The sequence below is a fragment of the Exiguobacterium sp. s48 genome (assembly GCF_018617395.1).
Lineage (GTDB): Bacteria > Bacillota > Bacilli > Exiguobacteriales > Exiguobacteriaceae > Exiguobacterium.
Genome location: NZ_JACSKC010000001.1, coordinates 1,364,298 through 1,385,425 on the forward strand (window position 1 = coordinate 1,364,298; position 21,128 = coordinate 1,385,425).

At 50.8% G+C, this 21,128-nt stretch carries 17 protein-coding genes; 3 read left to right on the forward strand and 14 right to left on the reverse strand.

Going from position 1 to position 21,128, the window contains the following annotated elements; translation table 11 throughout:
- Nucleotides 1-32 precede the first annotated feature (32 nt).
- The 8 genes from KNO66_RS06975 to hprK all read right to left on the reverse strand — a co-directional run bounded on the left by KNO66_RS06975 (nt 33) and on the right by hprK (nt 7,693).
- Nucleotides 33-1,028, reverse strand: a complete 996-nt coding sequence (locus KNO66_RS06975) for a gluconeogenesis factor YvcK family protein (RefSeq protein ID WP_214741615.1) — start codon at nt 1,026-1,028, stop codon at nt 33-35.
- A gap of 1 nt (nt 1,029) precedes the next feature.
- Nucleotides 1,030-1,902: an RNase adapter RapZ gene (gene rapZ / locus KNO66_RS06980; protein ID WP_031422867.1), complete on the reverse strand. Its 873-nt coding sequence runs from the start codon at nt 1,900-1,902 to the stop codon at nt 1,030-1,032.
- A 120-nt stretch (nt 1,903-2,022) separates the two neighbouring features.
- Nucleotides 2,023-2,976, reverse strand: coding sequence for a thioredoxin-disulfide reductase (gene trxB, locus KNO66_RS06985; protein WP_214741617.1), 954 nt, complete (start codon nt 2,974-2,976; stop codon nt 2,023-2,025).
- Between the two features lie 68 nt (nt 2,977-3,044).
- Complete coding sequence (locus KNO66_RS06990; RefSeq protein ID WP_214741619.1) at nt 3,045-4,517, reverse strand: tetratricopeptide repeat protein; 1,473 nt, start codon at nt 4,515-4,517, stop codon at nt 3,045-3,047.
- 294 nt (nt 4,518-4,811) lie between these two features.
- Complete coding sequence (locus tag KNO66_RS06995) at nt 4,812-5,294, reverse strand: acyltransferase (RefSeq protein WP_214741621.1); 483 nt, start codon at nt 5,292-5,294, stop codon at nt 4,812-4,814.
- Entirely contained in the window at nt 5,287-5,937 is a 651-nt protein-coding gene (gene ppaX, locus KNO66_RS07000; protein ID WP_214741623.1) for a pyrophosphatase PpaX, read from the reverse strand. The genes KNO66_RS06995 and ppaX overlap by 8 nt, the downstream gene beginning before the upstream one ends.
- Nucleotides 5,937-6,755: a prolipoprotein diacylglyceryl transferase gene (lgt, locus tag KNO66_RS07005; RefSeq protein WP_214741625.1), complete on the reverse strand. Its 819-nt coding sequence runs from the start codon at nt 6,753-6,755 to the stop codon at nt 5,937-5,939. The genes ppaX and lgt overlap by 1 nt, the downstream gene beginning before the upstream one ends.
- Before the next feature lie 2 nt (nt 6,756-6,757).
- A complete protein-coding gene (gene hprK, locus KNO66_RS07010; RefSeq protein WP_214741627.1) occupies nt 6,758-7,693 on the reverse strand; it encodes an HPr(Ser) kinase/phosphatase in 936 nt (311 codons plus the stop codon).
- Nucleotides 7,694-7,840: 147 nt separating this feature from the next.
- On the opposite strand from hprK, the gene KNO66_RS07015 reads away from it, so the two are divergent.
- Entirely contained in the window at nt 7,841-8,197 is a 357-nt protein-coding gene (locus KNO66_RS07015; RefSeq protein WP_214741629.1) for a hypothetical protein, read from the forward strand.
- Nucleotides 8,198-8,235: 38 nt separating this feature from the next.
- Here the strand turns inward: KNO66_RS07015 and KNO66_RS07020 are convergent, their stop codons facing one another.
- The 3 genes from KNO66_RS07020 to uvrB form a co-directional block, all read right to left on the reverse strand.
- Nucleotides 8,236-9,405 carry a DUF4097 family beta strand repeat-containing protein gene (locus tag KNO66_RS07020; protein ID WP_214741631.1) on the reverse strand — a complete coding sequence of 390 codons (1,170 nt, stop codon included), beginning with the start codon at nt 9,403-9,405 and terminating at the stop codon, nt 8,236-8,238.
- A gap of 65 nt (nt 9,406-9,470) precedes the next feature.
- Entirely contained in the window at nt 9,471-12,344 is a 2,874-nt protein-coding gene (uvrA, locus tag KNO66_RS07025; RefSeq protein ID WP_214741633.1) for an excinuclease ABC subunit UvrA, read from the reverse strand.
- Nucleotides 12,345-14,315, reverse strand: a complete 1,971-nt coding sequence (gene uvrB / locus KNO66_RS07030; protein WP_214741635.1) for an excinuclease ABC subunit UvrB — start codon at nt 14,313-14,315, stop codon at nt 12,345-12,347.
- A gap of 461 nt (nt 14,316-14,776) precedes the next feature.
- Between uvrB and KNO66_RS07035 the strand changes: the two genes are divergently transcribed.
- Together KNO66_RS07035 and glpK are read left to right on the forward strand one after the other, a co-directional pair.
- Entirely contained in the window at nt 14,777-15,484 is a 708-nt protein-coding gene (locus KNO66_RS07035) for an MIP/aquaporin family protein (RefSeq protein ID WP_214741636.1), read from the forward strand.
- Nucleotides 15,485-15,512: 28 nt separating this feature from the next.
- Nucleotides 15,513-17,030 (forward strand): glycerol kinase GlpK, encoded by a 1,518-nt coding sequence (gene glpK, locus KNO66_RS07040; RefSeq protein ID WP_214741638.1) that lies wholly within the window; start codon nt 15,513-15,515, stop codon nt 17,028-17,030.
- A gap of 65 nt (nt 17,031-17,095) precedes the next feature.
- Here glpK and KNO66_RS07045 read toward each other — a convergent pair whose 3' ends face one another.
- The 3 genes from KNO66_RS07045 to KNO66_RS07055 form a co-directional block, all read right to left on the reverse strand.
- A complete protein-coding gene (locus KNO66_RS07045) occupies nt 17,096-18,235 on the reverse strand; it encodes a PDZ domain-containing protein (protein WP_214741640.1) in 1,140 nt (379 codons plus the stop codon).
- Nucleotides 18,236-18,278: 43 nt separating this feature from the next.
- Complete coding sequence (locus tag KNO66_RS07050; protein ID WP_214741642.1) at nt 18,279-19,682, reverse strand: S41 family peptidase; 1,404 nt, start codon at nt 19,680-19,682, stop codon at nt 18,279-18,281.
- A 101-nt stretch (nt 19,683-19,783) separates the two neighbouring features.
- Nucleotides 19,784-21,112 (reverse strand): murein hydrolase activator EnvC family protein, encoded by a 1,329-nt coding sequence (locus KNO66_RS07055; protein ID WP_214741644.1) that lies wholly within the window; start codon nt 21,110-21,112, stop codon nt 19,784-19,786.
- Nucleotides 21,113-21,128 lie beyond the last annotated feature (16 nt).

Consider the following 21,128-nt stretch of genomic DNA (forward strand, 5'->3'; position numbering starts at 1 on the left):
AGTCCCCCTCCTTTCTCTCTTTCCAACATTCCTTATTTCAATTCTAATTCTTGAAACGAGCGTGGCTTCTTGATGCGGAGCACCCGTTGCATGACAAGTCCGGCGATGGCGTCGGAATCGTGACGGATGTACTCCCGGTTATAATCGACGATGTCCCCTGCGAGGACGTTCGTGCCATAGTTCCGAAGTTTCTTGCGGTCGAAACGGACCTCTTCCGATCCGTCCTCCCGGTAACGCTCTAAATATTCTTCATCAATCGGCTCATTATTGACGACGATGGTATCGATCGATGCCTTCCCAAGATACGATTCGATGACTTTCAAATGCCTCATCGCATCATAGCCTTTCGTCTCACCCGGCTGTGTCATGACGTTACAAATGTAGACGACCGGGACTTTTGAGCGGACGATGGCTTCTCGGACCGCTGGGATGAGCAGGTTCGGGATAATACTCGTATAAAGACTCCCCGGACCGAGCACGATGACGTCCGCCGCTTCAATGGCCTCAACGACGCCCGCGGCAGGCTCGATGCCATCCTCGAGTAAAAACAGACGTTTAATCGGTTGCTGATGGAGCGGAATCTTGGATTCCCCTTTGATGATGGTACCGTCCTCAAACTCGGCCGCGAGCGTCATGAGCGTCTCTGTCACAGGCAATACCTTTCCTTGCGCGTTCAAGAGTTGCGACATGACATCGATCGCTTTCACGAACGAACCCTCACAGATGTGGGTCGCTGCCGTGAGCATCAAGTTCCCAAGCGAATGTCCTTCTAAGCCATATCCGGTATCAAAGCGATATTGCAAAATCTTATCCATTAACGGTTCGACTTCCGATAAGGCCAAGATAACGTTACGAATGTCTCCTGGCGGTAACATATGAAACTCGTCACGAAGCCGCCCTGAGCTTCCACCGTCGTCCCCGACCGTGACGATTGCCGTAATATCGAGCGGATAATGTTTCAGTCCACGGACAAGAGTGGACAATCCTGTCCCCCCACCGATGGCGACTACTTTCCGTTCTCGTCTCATGTCACTTCTCCTTTGTCGCATGAGCGAGGTCACGGTGAACCGTCTTCACGTTATAACGCTCAGCGAAATGTTCCGATACTTTCTCGGCGAATGTGATCGACCGATGCTTCCCACCGGTACAGCCGAATGCCACGACGACTTGCGTCTTTCCTTCTCGCTTATATTGCGGGAGGAGGAACTCTAGCATGTCGATCAACTTCTTATAAAACGCTCGCGCCTCTGGATGGGACATGACATACTCCTGCACTTCCGTCGTCTGACCTGTAAGCGGACGGAGTTCCGGAATGTAGAACGGGTTCGTGATGAAACGGACATCGAACAACAAGTCGATATCGAGCGGCACCCCATGTTTGAAACCAAACGACATAAAGTTGACCGTGAACGGGATTCGTTCCTCATTGAATTGTTGAAGGATGCGGTCCTTCAACATCTGCGGCTTCAATTCACTCGTATCATAGAGCGTGTGAGCCCGGTCACGGAATCCTTCTAACAGCTCACGCTCCATCTTGATGCCGACGAGTGGTGCATCTTCCGGTGCGAGCGGATGGGACCGTCTCGTTTCTTTATAGCGACGGACGAGCACATCGTCTCGTGTCTCTAAGTATAGGAGATGCGGATGGACATTTTTCTTTTCTAAATCGTCGATGACGATGAACAGGCTATCGATAAAGTCTCTCGTACGTGTATCGATGGCGACCGCGATTTTCGGTCGGACCGAGCTGATGACATCGATCAATTGTGGCAAGAGAACCGGTGGCAAGTTATCGACACAGAAATAGCCAAGATCCTCAAAACTATTCATAGCGACTGATTTCCCAGCCCCACTCATCCCACTGATGATGATCAATTCTTCTAATCCTTTAAAATCTTCCATCTCGCTGACGCCCCCTTAAAATTGACAACCGAGCCGTGTGTGTAGCTCTCTCCATCTAGTATAACGAACGTCCGAAAAAAAGAGAAGGACCGCGGTTCCCCGCAGTCCTCCCGTCTTGAATCATGCGTTTTGTTCTTGCAACGATTCGAGGAGCCCCTCGATGAAGTGTTGAGCGTTCTGAGCGGCAATCGATCCGTCGTTCGTCGCTGTGACGACTTGACGGAGCGTTTTCTCACGCACGTCACCGGCAGCGAAGATCCCAGGGATATTCGTTTCCATCGCCTCGTTCGTGACGATGTAGCCTTGCTCGTTTGTGATGCCGAGGTCTTGGACAAATCCAGTGATCGGGTTCATCCCGATATAGATGAAGACACCATCGATCTCGTAGTCTGTCTCTGTACCGTCGACCGTGCTAACGAGTCGAGCGCCACCGACTTTACCGTCTTTCTCCGTGATTTCTTTCAATGTGTGGTTCCAAATGAAGTCGATTTTCTCATTGTCGAACGCACGTTTTTGAAGAATCTTTTGCGCACGGAGCTCATCGCGACGGTGAACGATTGTCACCTTATCCGCGAAACGTGTCAAGAAGACACCTTCCTCAACAGCCGAGTCGCCACCACCGATGACGAATAACTCTTTTCCTTTGAAGAAGGCTCCGTCACATACCGCACAATACGATACGCCACGGCCACCGAGTTCTTCTTCACCCGGTACGCCGATTTTCTTATACTGAGCACCAGAGGCGAGGATGATCGCACGTGCTTTATAGTCACGATTGTGCGCATGCACGATTTTATATTCTGTTTCATCCGAGATGCGTTGCACGTCCCCATATTCATACTCCGCTCCGAACGCTTTCGAATGGTCGAACATCTTTTGAGACAAGTCAGGACCGAGAATGCTGTCGTACCCTGGATAGTTCTCGATGTCTTCCGTGTTGGCCATCTGGCCACCTGGAATCCCGCGTTCGATCATAAGCGTTGAAAGGTTCGCACGTGAAGCATATAGCGCAGCGGTCATTCCGGCAGGACCGGCACCGATGATAATGACGTCATAAATTTTTTCTTCTGTCATGTTGATTCCACCTCTGCAAGAAATTGATTGCCTTTAGTATAAGAAACCTGTATGGGTATCGTCTATCTTTATGCTTGTTCGAGTGTCTGCTTGAACGAACGGACCGTTTCCGTCAACGTGTCGACTGAAAGGTGGAAGGCATTCGCACAGTCTTCGAGAATCAACGCATCTCGTTTCGTATAAAACATCCAGACGAGCGCAGCGGCCGATGCCGTTACGTCCATAAATGCTTCATCCGACATGAGAAGTGTCGCGAAACGCTCATAGAAATCACCTTCAAGGCTCATCCGTTCCGCTTCTGACACATGCGCTTCCGCCAAGACGAGCGCGTCAAACGCGCGTTTGACCCGAGCATCACCTGTGAACGGTTGCTGACAAAGGTCGGCACGACACATCTCGGCGAATGCACGGACCGTTTCATTTTCTGTCACTACGTTTGTCAACGCGAGCGCTTCAAACGCCTCGTCATCCTTTAAGTTGGAGATGATTCGGATGATCTCGATTCGAGCTAAATCACTCTCTTGACGCAGTCCTTGGACGAGCGCCGAACGAAATTCGAGATTTTCTCGGATATCGAAGCTCTGTTTCTCTTCGAACTGTTTCATTTCTTCCTTGTTCAAGTAAGTGGCCGCCTCTTCGAATCGTCCTGTCTTATAGGCAGACACACTGAGCCAATGCCCGAACAATGGGTCCCCGCGGAATCCGCGGTCTTTCAATAAACGCAATTCTTCATACGCACGGTCGTAATGCCCGACGAGTGCGAGTGTCGTCGCCAATTTATAACGTAAATCAAATTGGAGCGGCCGAACATGGGTGAGCGGTTTTGACAATTGCACCGCGGCTTCCGATTGTCCCGCTTCATGAAGCAAGAGAATCGTGTTCAAGATGGCATGCAAGTTACCTGGATTTTGATCGAGCACATATTCGAGTGTCCGAAATGCCGCTTGATCATCACCGAGGTAAAAGCTGACGACCGATAGGTTATTATAGGCCGGCCAGAACGAAGGGTACTGTCCGATCAGACGTTCGAGCGTAGCTTTCGCCGCAAATAACCGTCCTTTATCGATTTGACGTTGTGCTTCCGTATGCCACGTGATCAATTCGTCTTCCTCTTCGTCTTCGAGCTCCTGTTCGAGTTCGATCAGTTCGAGAAGGGACTGCACGGCTTCCGTGTAGTGACCTTTTGTGTCACGCGCAAGGTACTCGGACGCATAGTTCGCCGCTTCTTCATATTGAGAGACATAGGCACAGTTACTGGCTAAATGGTATAGCGCCTCTGTTGCGGTCTCATCGAGCTCTAATACTCGTTTCCACACATCATTGGCGTGGTAGACCTCCCCTACTTCAAATAACAGTTCTGCATACTGTTTATGATAGTCGACGCGATGCGTGGCTGCCGCTGTCGCTTCAGCCATGAAAAAAGTCGCTTCATCTAGGCGACCTTCTCGTAACGCACGACGACCTCTATAGTAGTGGAGCTCCGCAGCGAGCGGAGATTCTGGTTCGGGTAGCGTCAATACTGCTTCATAGTTCGCTTCCATATTCTAAATCCTCCACATCATCTCTAAATCTTTTTTTAGTTGCAGGGATAAGAATACCGCACTCGAACAACGAGAGCAACTGAAAAAGTTAAAAAAAATTGCGACTATATTCCCTCTATAATGAATATTTTTTACTAGGTCCAAAAATTGTTTTTGAACGAAAATATGATGACGGCATTTCTGTACAAGTATCCATAAAAAAACGGCATCTCTTTAAAAAAAAGTGATACCGCTCAAGTATTCTTGATCACATTTAAACAAAATCGTCGTGAAATCATTTTGCGAAAAATTGTGTCAAATATGTGTCAACGATTGAAGCTTTGCACCGACGACCCGTTCTCCCGGTAGGACATCACGATGAACGACCGCACCCGCGCCGACCACTGCTCCGTCTCCGATGGTCACGCCCGGCAAGATGGTGACGTTCGCCCCAATCAACACCTCGTCACCGATGATGACGTCTCCGATCCGATATTCGTCGACGAGATATTCATGACAGAGAATCGTAGAGTTGAAGCCAATGACCGTATTCCGGCCGATCGTGATGCGTTCTGGAAACATGACGTCCGGTGTGACCATAAGGGCGAGCGCACTATGCTCGCCTATCTTCATTCCGAGGAACGTCTGGTAAAGCCAACGTTTCGCCTTCACAGACGGAAAGTAACGTCCGATGAGCACGACTGACGTGTTTTTGAAGACACGTAGGAATCGAATGGTCCGATACATCTGCCATAGCGGGTTCGGTCCATCGATTCGATACCGTTTTGTCTTACGCATGAACGCCGACCTCGTCGAGCCATGCCTCGAAATGTTCCATCGAGTCGATGATGACGTCAGGTTCGAGCGATTCGAGGAACGGGCGCCCCTTGAGGGCCCAACCGACAGCGACCGTTTTCGTTCCAGCATTCTTCCCGCTGAAGATATCCGTGTCGTTGTCTCCGACCATGACGGCACGTTCCGCTGACGAACCGAGTGCTTGAAGGGCACGTTCGACCGGCTCAGCGTGGGGCTTTTCGTTTTTCACATCGTCCGCCGTCACGACGACGTCAAACAAGTGGTCGATGTCGAACAAACGGAGTCCACGTTCGACGACAGGACGCCCTTTCGACGTCACAATTCCCATCTTATAGCCTTTTGCATGGAGTCGGTACAGCCCTTCAATCACACCCGGGTACTCTGCGACGAGTTGGTCGTGCATCGCGATGTTGAAGCTTCGATAGAACGCCTGCATCTCTTTCCACTCCGGTTCATTTAGTTCCCGGAACGATTTTTCAAGCGTAGGTCCGATGAAGCGATAGATGTCTTCGTCCCGATACGTCTGTTCCGGGAAATAGTATTCAAACGTATGACGAAAACTTGCGATGATGAGCGGGTTCGTATCAAGCAATGTGCCGTCTAAGTCAAATAAGAGCGTATCCATTAATCAAACAGTCCTTTCTCTGATGGGTCGTTATATCGTTTCGCATTGCGACGAAGGATCATCATGACGATCCCGAACAGAATCATAGCGATGGACACCATCTGGGCCGCACGCAAATCGCCTGACATGAGACTGTCCGTACGAAGTCCCTCGATGTAGAAACGTCCAATCGAGTACCAGACGAGATAAGACAAGAAGATGTACCCGCGTCGTGGGTTTCCGATCATGCGCCATGCGACAAGGAGGATGACCCCTGTGATGTTCCACACACTTTCATATAAGAATGTCGGAATGTAATAAGCCCCGTCGATATACATCTGATTGACGATCCAGTCCGGTAGCATGAGCGTATCCTGAAGGAAACTACGCGTCGTCTCGCCGCCATGGGCTTCCTGGTTCATAAAGTTTCCCCAGCGTCCGACGGCTTGTCCCAAGAGAAGCGATGGTGCCAAGATGTCCGTCACTTTCCAGAACGACATCGATTTTCGCATGCAGTAAACGATGACGACAAGCAGTGCGCCAAAGATGGCCCCGTGGATGGCAATCCCACCTTGACGGATGTCGATGATTTGACCAAGGTTTTCTGAATAATAATCCCATTGGAACGTCACATAATAAATCCGGGCAAAGATGATACTGATTGGAATCGACCAGATGACGACATCAACGAGTCGTTCTGAGTCGTAGTTGATTCGTTTGGCTTCGAATAAGGCGAGGATGAGTCCAAGCATCGCGCCAAAGGCAATAATCATGCCGTACCAATAGATTGGTAAAGAGCCAATCTCAAACGCTACACGATCAAATGTCGGTTCTACCATGATCACAAGTCTCCTTCAGTGTCCTGAATCGCGTTCGCGAGACGTTCCGCAAACTCTTCAGCCGTATTGATTCCCATGTTTTGCAGACGATAGTTCATCGCTGCCACCTCGATGATGACCGCCAAGTTTCGACCAGGTCGAACAGGAATCGTCAGAAGCGGGACTTCGCTATCGATGATTTTCATCGTGTTATGGTCAAGTCCGACACGATCGTACACTTTGCCCGGATCCCAGTTTTCCAAGTTGACGATGAGACTGATCTTTTTATGTGACCGAACCGCACCCGCACCAAACAATGTCATGACGTCGATGATGCCGATCCCGCGAATCTCAAGCAAGTGACGAATGAGCTTCGGCGCTGACCCGACCAGGAGTTGGTCACCCGTTTGACGAATCTCGACCGAGTCATCCGCGACAAGACGGTGCCCCCGTTTGACGAGTTCAAGCGCGGTCTCCGATTTACCGACACCACTTTGTCCTTTGATGAGGACACCGACACCGTAAATGTCGACGAGCACGCCGTGCATCGCCGTCATCGGTGCAAGCTCCATCTCCAAGAAGTTCGTGATTTGTGACTCGATGGATGTCGTCACCGCATTCGTCCGCATGAGAGGGACGTTCGCCGCTTCCGCTTCCTCTTCGATCTCTTTCGGAATGTCAAAGCCGCGTGTGATCAAAATCCCAGGTGTCTGTTCCGTACATAAAATGCGGGCACGCTCCCGGCGTTTCTCTTCTGAGAGACTCGCATAAAACGTTAACTCTGTTTTTCCTAACACTTGCAGGCGGTTCTTCGCATAGTGCGTATAGTAGCCGGCAAGGACGAGACCCGGTCGACTCAGGTCAGGTGTCGCGACCGGACGATGAAGCCCCTCTTCTCCCGCAATGACTTGAAGTTTAAAACGCTCAACGACTTGAGCTGTACGTACGATATTTTGCATCAGTATCTGCCCCTTTCACGCTCATTATTGTATCATAGCTCTTTCGAGGAAGGGCTAGGGAAGTGATGAACAACGTGTCAAAAAATTGTTGAAACCTTCCCACTTGATCTTCGTATGTAAGATACAGACTTAACAGGAGGTGAAAGAATGGAAGGCTTCTTTGGTATTGTCATCTTATTTGCGCTAGTCATCGGGATCGGCTCACTCGTCTATATCATCAAATCATTGATTGACATGTGGACGGAATATGCCTCGACAAAAAATGAAACGGTTTTACTCCTGTTCATTTTAAACATCATTGGTTTCTTTTTATCGGGCGCGCTCATCTCCATGATCGTCGCCATCATCTTCTACTGGAACCGCTCGAGATCGATGCGACTGCTCGGGTTCATTCTCTTAATTATCGGGCCGGTGCTCTTTATCGTATTTGTTATTAGTTCCTTTGCCATGTTTGATTCTCAGATGATGGACTGGCAACAGATGGAGTACGAAATGAATTTATGAACAAAAGAAATCCCGAAGGCTCAGCCTTCGGGATTTGCTTATTGTTGATGGAACGGATTGTTCAAATCGCCCGGGTCAACGGGATCGACCGGGTCAGACGGTTCCGTCTTCTCTTCGTCAAGGAACGTGGATGGCGTATAGACCGAACCATGCTCCAAATCGATCGTACCCGTTCGTGTTCCTGCCTCGACTTCGATGCGCGGGGTTTGACCACGACCGGACAAGAATTCAAGGCGACGCTGCGCGACGTCCTTGCGGTCACGGATGATCTCGAGTTCGTCGAGCAGGCAGTGCAGACCACCAAAGTTCGTCTCGAGCTCCCCTTCGACCTCGACGCCGTGTGGTAACACGAGTCGAATGTTACCGGCGAGTGACGCGAGTTCGAATTTGGCTGGACGAGCTGTCGCCAGTTCTGCACGAATGTTCCCGTTCCCCGTCTTAAGGGATGCTTTATCATACTTCCCACCGACGATGACAGCACCGTTTCCGGTACGAACATGAACGAGCTCCGCTTCGACGCCTTCAACCTCGACCGTTCCATTTCCGGTATTCAATAAGAGTTCCGATGCATGCACATCATGGAGAACGACACGACCGTTCGCCGTTTGGACACGGACGTTATCAACATCGAGTCCATCGGCACGGACTTCCCCGTTCAACGTTTGGACATGCAGATGATTGAAATGATGATGTGGGACGTACAGTTCCACGTGGGCACGGACGAGCTTGTCACGAAGCGAAACGACGAGACGGTCGCCGATGACGGAATGTTTGACCGCCGACTGTAATTGTTCGAGCGCTTTGTCTGCATCCTGTTGACGAAGCGGACGACCTGTGACGATCAGCTCACAATCTTCGGCATCTGACGAGACAATCGTCGCCGATGCGTTGAAGAGATCGAGCGAAATCTCACTGCCTGTGAATGGGAACGACTTCGAATACGTCACTTCCGGTCCAAAGTTCGAGCTGAAGGAGAAGTCGCTGTCACGAAGTTTCGTGACGAGCCCCTCCACTGCAGATGTCAGTTTCGTCGTGAGCGATTCGACCGAATAGGCATCCACCTTTTCGGTATCCTGTCGCGCTTCGAGAGACTGGACCTGTTCCGGCTCAAGTCGTTCGAGACGCTCCAGTTGTGTCATCCCTTCCTCGATCGTCATCTTGCCTTCCTTCACTTGCTGGAGAATCAGTTCACGCATTTCTTGTTTCACGTTCATTTTCCCCCTTCAATTTGGTTGCACGTCAATTAGCTTCCCGTTTCTCACCATTTCTATACTTATTTCTTTTTTCCTGCTTTTGGTTTCACACGAGCGGCGTCTCGCTCAAGAACCGGCTTCAAATACTTACCGGTATAGGAACCTGATACTTCGGCTACTTCTTCCGGCGTTCCCGTCGCCACGATGAGTCCCCCGCCATCGCCGCCTTCTGGCCCAAGATCGATCAAATAATCGGCCGACTTGATGACGTCGAGGTTGTGCTCGATGACAAGCACCGTATCCCCGTTCTCAACGAGGCGTTGCAACACTTTCAACAAGCGCGCGATATCATCGACATGAAGTCCAGTCGTCGGTTCATCCAAAATATAAATCGTCTTCCCGGTCGACCGTTTGTGGAGCTCTGAGGCGAGTTTGACACGCTGGGCTTCCCCACCGGAGAGTTCCGTCGCCGGCTGACCGAGTTTCATATAGCCAAGACCGACATCATAGATCGTTTGAATCTTCCGCTTGATTTTTGGAATCTTGTCAAAGAAGTCGAGACCTTCCTCAATCGTCATATCGAGGACGTCCGCGATCGTTTTCCCTTTATATTTCACTTCGAGCGTCTCCCGGTTATAACGTTTCCCGTGACAGACCTCACACGGAACATAGACGTCCGGTAGGAAGTGCATCTCGATTTTGATGATCCCGTCACCGCGACATGCTTCACAACGACCACCCTTGACGTTGAAACTGAAACGACCTTTTTTATAGCCGCGCATCTTCGCTTCATTCGTCGAGGCGAAGACGTCGCGAATGTCATCAAATACGCCCGTATACGTCGCCGGGTTCGAACGAGGGGTCCGCCCAATCGGGGATTGATCGATATCGATGACTTTATCGATATGCTCGAGCCCTTCAATCTTCTTATGCTTCCCAGGTTTTGCTTTCGCACGGTTCATATTGTGGGCGAGCGATTTATAGAGAATCTCATTGATGAGGGTCGATTTACCCGATCCCGAGACGCCCGTTACGGCAACGAACATCCCGAGTGGAATGGAGACGTCGACGTCTTTTAAGTTGTTCTCTTCTGCCTTGACGATTTTTAAGAAACGCTCGTCCGGCATCTTCCGTTCAGCCGGAAGTGGGATGAACTTCTTCCCGGCAAGATATTGACCGGTGAGTGAGTTTTTATTTTTCATCAGTTGCTTCGGTGTCCCGGCAGCGATGACCTGTCCGCCATGTTCCCCGGCGCCTGGTCCGATATCGATTAAATAGTCGGCCTCCATCATCGTGTCCTCGTCATGCTCGACGACGATGAGCGTGTTGCCGATGTCCCGCATCTGTTTAAGGGTCGCAATCAACCGGTCGTTATCACGTTGATGAAGACCAATCGATGGTTCATCAAGGACGTACAAGACACCTGTGAGGCGAGACCCGATTTGTGTTGCGAGACGAATCCGCTGTGCTTCCCCACCGGAGAGGGTCCCTGCGGCACGAGAGAGTGTCAAGTAGTCGAGACCGACGTTATTCAAGAAGCTGAGTCGCTCCCGAATCTCTTGTAGGATGAGACGCGCGATGGCGATATCTTTCTCGCTCAACTGCTCGTTAAGTTCCTCGAAGAACGCGAGCGCGTTCACGACCGACTTCTCCGTCACTTGTCCGACGTGCTGGCCCGTAATTTTGACGGCGAGCGACTCTTCTTTCAAGCGATAGCCGTGACATGTCGGGCACGCATGTGTCGCCATATACATTTCCATCTGCTCACGGATGTAGTCGGATGTCGTCTCACGGTAACGGCGCTCGATGTTCCGGAGCACGCCTTCAAAGAAGATGGTGTTCGTCCGTACTTGACCGAAGTCATTCTCGTAGCGGAAAAGGAACGATTCCTCTGAAGACCCGTTCAAGACGAGGTCTTGGTCACGCTTCGATAGGCGCTCGAACGGCACGTCCATGTCGATATTGAAGTGTTGGCACATCGCAGCCAACAGTTGCGGATAGTATTGGGAACTCGTCGGCTGCCATGCGGCGATCGCCCCTTCTTTCAACGTCTTCGACGGGTCCGGGATGACGAGTTCTGGGTCGACGTCTAGTTTCGTCCCGAGACCATCACACGTCGGGCATGCCCCGAATGGCGAGTTGAACGAGAACATACGTGGTTCAAGCTCACCGATTGAGAAACCACAGATTGGGCAGGCATGATGCTCACTAAAGAGAAGCTCGGTCCCGTCCATCTTATCGATGATGACGCGTCCGTCAGCGAGACGTAATGCCGTCTCGAGTGAATCCGCAAGACGACCTTCGACATCGGGTCGGACGACGAGACGGTCGACGACGACCTCAATGGAATGCTTCTTGTTTTTATCGAGCTCGATCTCATCCGTCAATTCAATCGTTTCGCCATTGACGCGGACACGGACGAATCCTTCTTTTTTCAACGAGTCGAACACTTTCACGTGCGTTCCTTTACGTCCTGAAACGATCGGCGCCAAAATTTGGAGTCGCGTCCGTTCCGGCAATTCCATCACTTGGTCGACCATCTGCGAGATCGTTTGACTCGAGATCTCGATGCCGTGGTTCGGACAGACCGGTTTTCCGATTCTTGCGAACAATAGACGCAGGTAATCATAAATCTCTGTTACCGTCCCGACCGTCGAGCGAGGGTTACGACTCGTCGTCTTCTGGTCGATTGAAATGGCCGGACTAAGTCCCTCGATCGTATCCACATCCGGCTTATCCATCTGTCCGAGGAACTGACGAGCATAGGCAGATAAACTCTCGACGTAGCGTCGCTGTCCTTCCGCGTAAATCGTATCGAACGCAAGTGACGATTTTCCGGAGCCGGACAAGCCCGTCAAGACGACAAGCTGGTCACGGGGGATATCGATGTCAATATTTTTTAAGTTGTTGACGCGTGCCCCTTTGATGACAATCGCATTTTTCTTTTCAGCCATTTAATTCCCTACCTTCAACTCCAAGATTAAGTCACGCAGTTCGGCCGCGCGTTCGAACTGGAGGTCGCGCGCCGCTTGCTTCATTTCTTCTTCTAATTTGGCAATCGCCGCCTCGCGTTCGGCCGGCTTCATCGTACTGAGCGATTCGAGCGCTTCCTCTTCTGCCTCGACCGTCGCCCGGATGACACCACGGACGTCTTTACGAATCGTCTGCGGGGTGATGCCATGTTCTTCATTATAAGCCTGTTGAATCGACCGACGACGATCCGTTTCTTCGATGGCACGTGCCATCGAGTCGGTCATCTTATCTGCGAACAGGATGACATGTCCGTTCGCGTTACGTGCCGCTCGTCCAATTGTCTGGATGAGCGAGCGGTCCGAACGAAGGAACCCTTCCTTGTCGGCATCGAGAATCGTCACGAGACTGACCTCTGGAATGTCGAGACCCTCCCGCAACAAGTTGATTCCGACGAGGACGTCATATTTTCCGAGACGAAGGTCACGAATGATTTCGATTCGTTCGAGCGTTTTGATCTCAGAGTGCATATAGTTGACCTTGATTCCCGCTTCGCGCAAGTAATCGGATAAGTCTTCTGCCATCTTCTTCGTGAGCGTCGTCACGAGCACTCGCTCATCACGCTTGATGCGTTCGCGAATCTGATCCATCAAGTAGTCAATCTGACCTTTGATCGGATGGATCTCGATTGTCGGATCGAGTAACCCGGTCGGACGGATGATCTGCTCGATCATATTCGGTGTATGTTCGAGCTCGTATGGCCCTGGTGTCGCCGAGATGAAGATGGCTTGTGAGACTTTCTTCTCGAACTCATCAAACTTGAGTGGACGGTTATCCTTCGCCGAAGGGAGACGGAAGCCATGGTCGACGAGCACTTGTTTCCGTGCCTGGTCCCCGTTATACATCCCCCGTACTTGTGGGAGCGTCACGTGCGACTCATCGGCGACGAGCAAGAAGTCTTCTGGGAAGTAATCGAGTAACGTGTATGGAGTCGAACCTTCCGGCATCAAGTTCAAGTGGCGCGAATAGTTCTCGATTCCTGAACAATACCCCATCTCACGCATCATTTCCAAATCGTAATGCGTTCGTTGCTCGAGTCGCTGCGCTTCAAGCAGTTTCCCTTCTTCACGGAATTTCTCAAGCTGTGCTTCGAGTTCCGCTTCGATGTTGACGATTGCCTTTTGCAATTTTTCATCACGTGTGACGAAGTGGGATGCCGGGAAGATGGCGACATGGTCACGGTCCGCGATAATTTCCCCCGTCAACGGGTCCATCTCACGGATGCGGTCGATTTCGTCACCAAAAAACTCGATGCGCATACAATGTTCGTCACGCGATGCCGGGAAGATCTCGACGACGTCCCCACGGACACGAAAACGACCACGCTGGAAATCGATATCGTTCCGTTCATATTGAATGTCGATGAGTTTACGTAACATCTCGTCACGTCCCATCTCTTTGCCGACGCGAAGACTCAAAACGAGGCTCCGGTATTCTTCCGGGTTACCGAGCCCGTATATACAGGAAACGGATGCGACGATGATCACGTCATCGCGCTCAAACAGAGCCGACGTCGCCGAGTGACGCAGCTTATCGATTTCATCATTGATTGAGGCGTCCTTCTCGATGAACGTATCCGTCGATGGTACGTACGCTTCCGGTTGATAGTAATCGTAATAACTGACGAAGTACTCGACGGCGTTGTTCGGGAAGAACTCTTTGAACTCCGAATAGAGCTGACCGGCGAGCGTCTTGTTGTGAGCGAGGACGAGTGTCGGCTTCTTCACTTCTTGGATGACGTTTGAGACGGTAAACGTTTTCCCCGTCCCCGTCGCACCGAGGAGCGTCTGATACCGGTCACCCCGATTCACGCCTTCGACAAGCTGTCGAATCGCTTCAGGCTGGTCGCCTCCTGGTTGAAATTCAGATTGTAATGCAAACGGAATCGATTCCATAAGATACTCCTCACCTTCTCATTTCATAAGTGCTTTGATTATACCATAGACACGAACAAATATTCGCTTATTAGCTTTTAGACTAATGAATTTCATTTCTTTTTTACATTCGATCTACTGTTCATTTCTTTTTCCTTTACCGTCTCAAAAGAAACATCCTGTTACAGTCAAATCATCACAACACGATTTCAACTGAATCACTTTTGTGGCATAAGGGATTACAGATTACAGAATGGACTATGTTCCTAATGAAGTGGAACGCCTGAAATTTTTTAAAAAATCATCCACTTCGTGAACGTTTCGCTCTGTCCCTTACCTCTTTTGTGAAGTTTACAGCTGTAAATGTGAACATTTGTAGGAATAAAGTAGGATTTTTGAAAAACACTGTTTTAAAACGCTTACATTTTGGGCATATAATGAAGTGGTAAGTCAATTTGATAAGGGAGAAAGGGGAGTATCACATGTCAGCATTTGTCAGTGAAATTATTGGTACGATGCTATTGATTCTGCTCGGTAACGGTGTCGTCGCCGGCGTCGTCCTCCGCCATTCCAAAGCGGAAAACTCTGGCTGGATTGTCATCACAATGGGTTGGGGTCTTGCCGTTATGGTCGGGGTCTACGCAGCCGGTATTTACGGAGGCGCACACATCAACCCTGCCGTCACGATTGGTCTCGCGACAGCAGGCGAATTCCCATGGGCCGATGTCCCACTCTACATCCTTGCCCAGTTTATTGGAGCCATCATTGGGGCATGTTTGGTTTATGTCCACTACAAGCCACACTATGATGCGACAGACGATCCTGGTTTGAAACTAGCGACGTTCTCGACAGCTCCAGGAATCCGCAACACGCCATCGAACTTGATTGGTGAGATTATCGGAACATTCGTCCTTGTCTTTGCATTATTGTCATTCGGGGCAAACACATTCGCAGATGGACTCAATCCGCTCATCGTCGGTTTCTTGATCGTGTCAATCGGTCTCTCACTCGGTGGAACAACGGGTTATGCGATCAACCCTGCACGTGACCTCGGGCCACGTATCGCACACGCATTTCTTCCGATTAAAGGAAAAGGCTCTTCAGATTGGGGTTACTCATGGATCCCGGTCGTTGGTCCGATCATCGGTGCCGTCATCGCCGCTCTCGTTTATGGCATTCTCGTCCCTTAACACATAATTTTGAAGGAGGAACTCACATATGGCGAAAGAAAAACGTTACATTTTAGCATTGGACCAAGGAACGACAAGTTCACGGGCAATCATTTTTGATCATGATGGAAAAATCGTCACAGTCGCACAACGCGAATTCAAACAATACTTCCCGAAACCAGGCTGGGTTGAACATAACGCCAATGAGATTTGGGGTTCTGTCCTCGCCGTCATGGCGGAAGCGTTCGGTTCAGCTGATATCGACCCGAATGAGATCGCTGGAATCGGGATCACGAACCAACGTGAAACGGCAGTCGTCTGGGAAAAAGAGACTGGCCGCCCTGTCTATAACGCCGTCGTTTGGCAATCCCGTCAAACTGCTGATATCTGTGAAGAGTTGAAAGCGGCAGGTCATTCTGACATGGTCCGTGACAAAACAGGTCTCTTGATCGATGCCTACTTCTCAGGTACGAAAGTCAAATGGATTCTCGACAACGTCGAAGGTGCGCGCGAGAAGGCCGAGAACGGCGAACTTCTCTTCGGTACCATTGACACATGGCTCATTTGGAAACTCTCAGGTGGAAAAGCCCACGTGACGGATTATTCGAACGCATCACGTACACTCATGTATAACATCTACGAACAAAAATGGGATGACGAGTTACTCGACATCTTGTCAGTACCAAAATCGATGCTTCCTGAAGTCAAACCTTCGAGTGAAGTATATGCGAACACGATCCCGTATCACTTCTTCGGATTCGAAGTACCGATTGCCGGAGCCGCCGGTGACCAACAGGCTGCCTTGTTCGGTCAGACGTGCTTTGAAAAAGGTGAAGGGAAAAACACTTACGGAACGGGTTGCTTCATGCTCATGAACACGGGCGAAGAAGCCGTCAAATCCGATCACGGTCTCTTGACGACAATCGCATGGGGCTATAACGGAAAAGTCGAATATGCGCTCGAGGGATCCATTTTCGTCGCTGGTTCGGCCATCCAGTGGCTCCGTGACGGATTGCGGATGTTGAAATCTGCGAAAGACTCAGAACAATATGCGACACGCATTGAATCGACAGAAGGCGTTTACGTCGTTCCGGCATTCGTCGGTCTCGGTGCACCGTATTGGAACTCTGACGTTCGTGGTGCCATCTTCGGTCTCACACGCGGAACAGAGAAAGAACAATTGGTCCGTGCGACGATCGAATCGCTCGCTTATCAGACACGCGACGTTCTCACATCGATGGAAAATGACTCAGGCATCAACTTGAAAACACTCCGTGTCGATGGTGGAGCCGTCAGTAACAACTTCCTCATGCAGTTCCAATCGGACATTCTCAATGTTCCGGTCGAACGTCCTGAAGTGAGTGAAACGACTGCACTCGGTGCCGCCTACTTGGCAGGTCTCGCGGTCGGTTTCTGGAAAGACCAATCAGAAATCAAAGACCAATGGAAACTCGATAAGAAGTTTGAGCCGAACATGGACGAGTCTCATCGCGAAGCACTCTACAAAGGTTGGCAACACGCTGTCGAAGCGACCATGGCCTTCAAACCTTCAAAACTTGACGTATAAGAAGACGGGCATCCTCACGGGTGCCCTTTTTCTATGCAAAAAAAGAGTATCCATAGCGGATACTCTTACAGTTTACGAAGGCGGACCCGAGGGCTCGTCGGCTCTCCGACGAACAAGATCCCGAGTTCATGTGGATCGGTCTCATACATCGCCCGTTGCACGAACCGGATGTCTCCGTTCAGATTCAACACCTCAAGCTTGATGTATGGTTTATGCTGCTGGAGCGCCTCATAAAAGCTGTGCCCTCCGGTGATGACCGTTCCGTTCACTTTGTAGATAGACTCACCCGGAATCAGTTGCATCGCTTCCCCTGGTGAATTTGGAAGGGTGTCGACGATGACGGCCCCTCGATTCCCATTGATAAAGACGGGCGTCGTTCCCCGATTCTCACGTTTGATCCACTGAAGGCCAAGCTCATAGAGAACGAAGAGTGCCAATAACACGTAGTCAGCGTATGGGACTTCCCATGTATACGAAAGTCCGAATAAGCCGAGGGCGATTAAAGCGAGGACACCACGATAAGAACTCAACCGCGCAAGCAACGTCCCGGGTAACGCTCCGGTCGACAATAAACTGACCCCGATCGGAATCGGAAGAATAATCGGAACCATCGGCCAGTCGAGACCGAATGTCGGTGGTAAAAAGAGCACGAGCGGGAAAAACCAAATGCGTTTGACGACGTGCCCCCCGATGAATTGGCCCCGTTTCGATAAAATCAAAGTCGGCGACGTTTCTTTCGGTCCGTTCCATCGTAACAGGATCGCTTCCGCAAGTGTCACAAGACCGAACGTCAGCGCATAGACTGTCCAATCTACCGTGGCGAGTGCTTCTACCCAATCATGGAACGCCCCGTACGCGACGACATCGCGCAACAAGACGACACCATAGATGACGAGGAGCGGGAGCACCGGGTTGAAGAACCGCGGATGCATCGTCAATACCACGAGCGTATAGAGCACCGTGAACGATACCGCCCATTCGAACGTAATCGTCGTCTCCAATAAAATCGTCGCGGTTGAAGAAAGGACCGCTAGTAGAAGACTCGGCCAAATGAAATGCTTCCATTCCGATTTCGGTGAGCGGCGTCTTGAACGAAACATGGCTCGTTCTCGCTTGACTCGGGTCATCGATACATATGTAAGGGCGACCAGCGTCACCCAGAACAGCGGACTACCTAACAACGTCAATAAAGCCGTAACACTCATTCGTACAACTTCCACGCGGTCCAACCCTTTCTTTCATACAACGTTATTTTGCAGCTTCTTCGAGCGCACGATTCAATTGAGCATCGTTCGCCTCATCTTGAATCGCTTCGAGTAGCTTCGATTCGAGTGCCGAAGCCGTCTCTTCATCGACCGTTCCAGAAGCCGTGAGATTTTGATCGGTCTGGAACGCTTTGACTGCCTCGGCCATCGTGTCCCCGTAGTAGCCAGGCTGACCACCAGGTTCATAGCCGATACCAGTTAAAATTTTATGCAAGTTCGACACGGCATCCCCGTAGTCGCCAGTTTTTAATTCGTCTTCCTCGGTCAGGACACGAGTCACATTGAAATAATCCGGTTGTTTCACTTCAATGTCCGGTTCAATCCCTTTTTTATGGATCCAGTTCCCATCCGGCGTGAGCCATTTGCTCGTCGTCAGCTTCAAATTGCTACCGTCCTCTAAATCGAACGCCGTCTGGACAACGCCTTTTCCGAACGTCTTCGTCCCGATGATGGTTGCGCCTGCCCCTTCTTTCATCGCGCCTGTCAAAATCTCAGATGCCGAGGCAGAACCCTCGTCCGTCAAGACGAACAGGTCATACGGTTTCGCTTCGCGGGCACGACCGTTTTGGGCATCACGGTCCCCATCCGCATTTTCGATTTGAACGACCGGTTTTGATGTCGGGACGAATCCTTCAGACATCTCGATGACGGCCGGCAAGAGACCACCCGGGTTTCCGCGGACGTCGATGATCAAACTGTCGATGTCTTCCGATTCGAGTTGGTCCAACTGTTCAAGAAACTCGTCGGCCGTCGGCTCTGAAAATTGGGTGATTTGAAGATACCCAATCTTTTTGCCGTCTTTCTCCTTCACTTCAGAGAACACTGTCTCAATCGGAATCGTATCCCGTGTGATTTCATAGTCCGCCGTCTGGCTGCCACGACGAATGGTCAACGTGACGGTCGTTCCTTTTTCTCCTCGAATAAGTTGGACGGCTTCCTGAACGTCCATCCCTTCGATCGATTCCCCGTCGACCGCCGTGATGATGTCACCGGGACGTAGTCCTGCTTCTTCGGCCGGAGCTCCTTTAATTGGAGCGACAATTAAAATGTCTTCTCCTTTCTTCTCCAAAGTCGCACCGATTCCTTCAAAACTCGATTCAATCGAGTCCGTAAATTGTGATGTTTCTTCTGCGTCCAAGAAATCCGAATACGGATCGTTCAACGCTGCGGTCATTCCATCGAGCGCACCGGTCAATAAATCATCTTCTGAAATGTCTTGTAAGGAATGCTCTTCAATTAAATCACGTACTTGATCGACTTTATCCCAGCCTTCCGCATTCGTTTGAACGGGAAGCGATGTGTCTGTAAACGCCATCGTCGCAAGGCCTGCACCGGCCCCAGCCACGAATGTTGTGCCAGCGAGTAGTCCTGCGGTTGAATTTTTCACGGGTTGGTCCCTCATTTCTCTTTGTAAGTCTTTTCATTAGTATAGCAAAAACGAAAGGAAAAGCGGACGCGTTCCACATATTTGGGACGCGTCCGCTTCTGTCAGTAGCCAATATACGGGGCAGGGTCAATTGCGTTCGGTTGTCCAGGTGCCCATTTTCCTCGGTGCAACTCAAAATGAAGATGGGGACCGGTCGACCACCCGGTGCTTCCGAGCGTCCCGACCGTTTGTCCGGCTGAAACAGATTGTCCGGCTCCGACCGTGATTGCACTCAAGTGAGCGTAGACGGTCGTCCATACTTCACCGTTCATGACATGTGAGACGAAAACGACATTCCCATATCCCGTCGCCGGTGCCGCTTTGATGACGACTCCCGGTGCGCTCGCGACAATGGGTGTACCTGGCGCATTGACGAGGTCGATTCCCTTATGAATCTCAGGGACTCCCGTCAACGGATTATTCCGAGGACCGAACGGGCTAGAGACATAACCGGATACGGGACGAACGAATCCGGTCGATGTGGATACCGGCGTCGGTGTGTCGGCAGGTGCCGTCACTTCAGGTGCCTCGACTTCTGTTTCCGCTTCTCTCGCTTCAGCCTCAGCTCGTGCCTGTTCTTCAGCGGCACGCGCTTCCGCTTCTCGTTTGGCACGTTCTGCCGCCTCGGCCGCTTCCCGTTCTGCAGTCGCGATCGCCTCGAGCTGTTCACCGATGATTCGGTTCTGTTCAGCCATGACGGCCTGTTCTTCACTACGCGTCATCTTCTCTAGTTCGAGTTGCTCGACTTGCTCGTCAAGCTCAGCCAACAAGTCACGCTTCTTCTCGGCCGTTCGGTCGAGGTCTTGTTTCGTGATGACAAGTTCCCGCTCTTTTTGCTTGATGAAAGAGAGTTGGGTACGCTGTGTCGACTCGAGCGACTCCAGACGTTCCATCTCACTCATATAATTATGTATGAGTTCCCGGTCCTGTTCGGCGATCGTGCGGGCCGTCATGACTCGTGTCACGAAGTCGCCGAAGGAACGGGACTCAAAAATGACTTGTAGATAAGACGTGTCTTCGTGTACTTGTAAGACACGAAGGCGTTCGTTCAAGAGTTCCTTTTGGCTTTCCAAATATTCCTCTTGAACGGAGAGTTGTTGGCGGGTCGACTCGAGTTCTGCCTGGGCCGTATCGACCTCGTGCTGTTGAATGGCGATTTGTTCGCTCAACACATTCAACCGGTCGTCGACGACGTGAATTTCCGTCTTCACGGCATCACGCTCTGCCTCGGTGACCTCGAGTTCGGCATCCGTCTTGGCTTGCGCTTTTTCCGACTCCTCCAATTCATTGGATAGTCGGTCTTGCCGAGCTTTCAACGTGTCTTTCTCTGTCGCCATGACCGGCATGGCAAGTAATGATACACACAACCCTAGCGCAAGCGAACGTTTCATCCGCCAACTCCTCCTT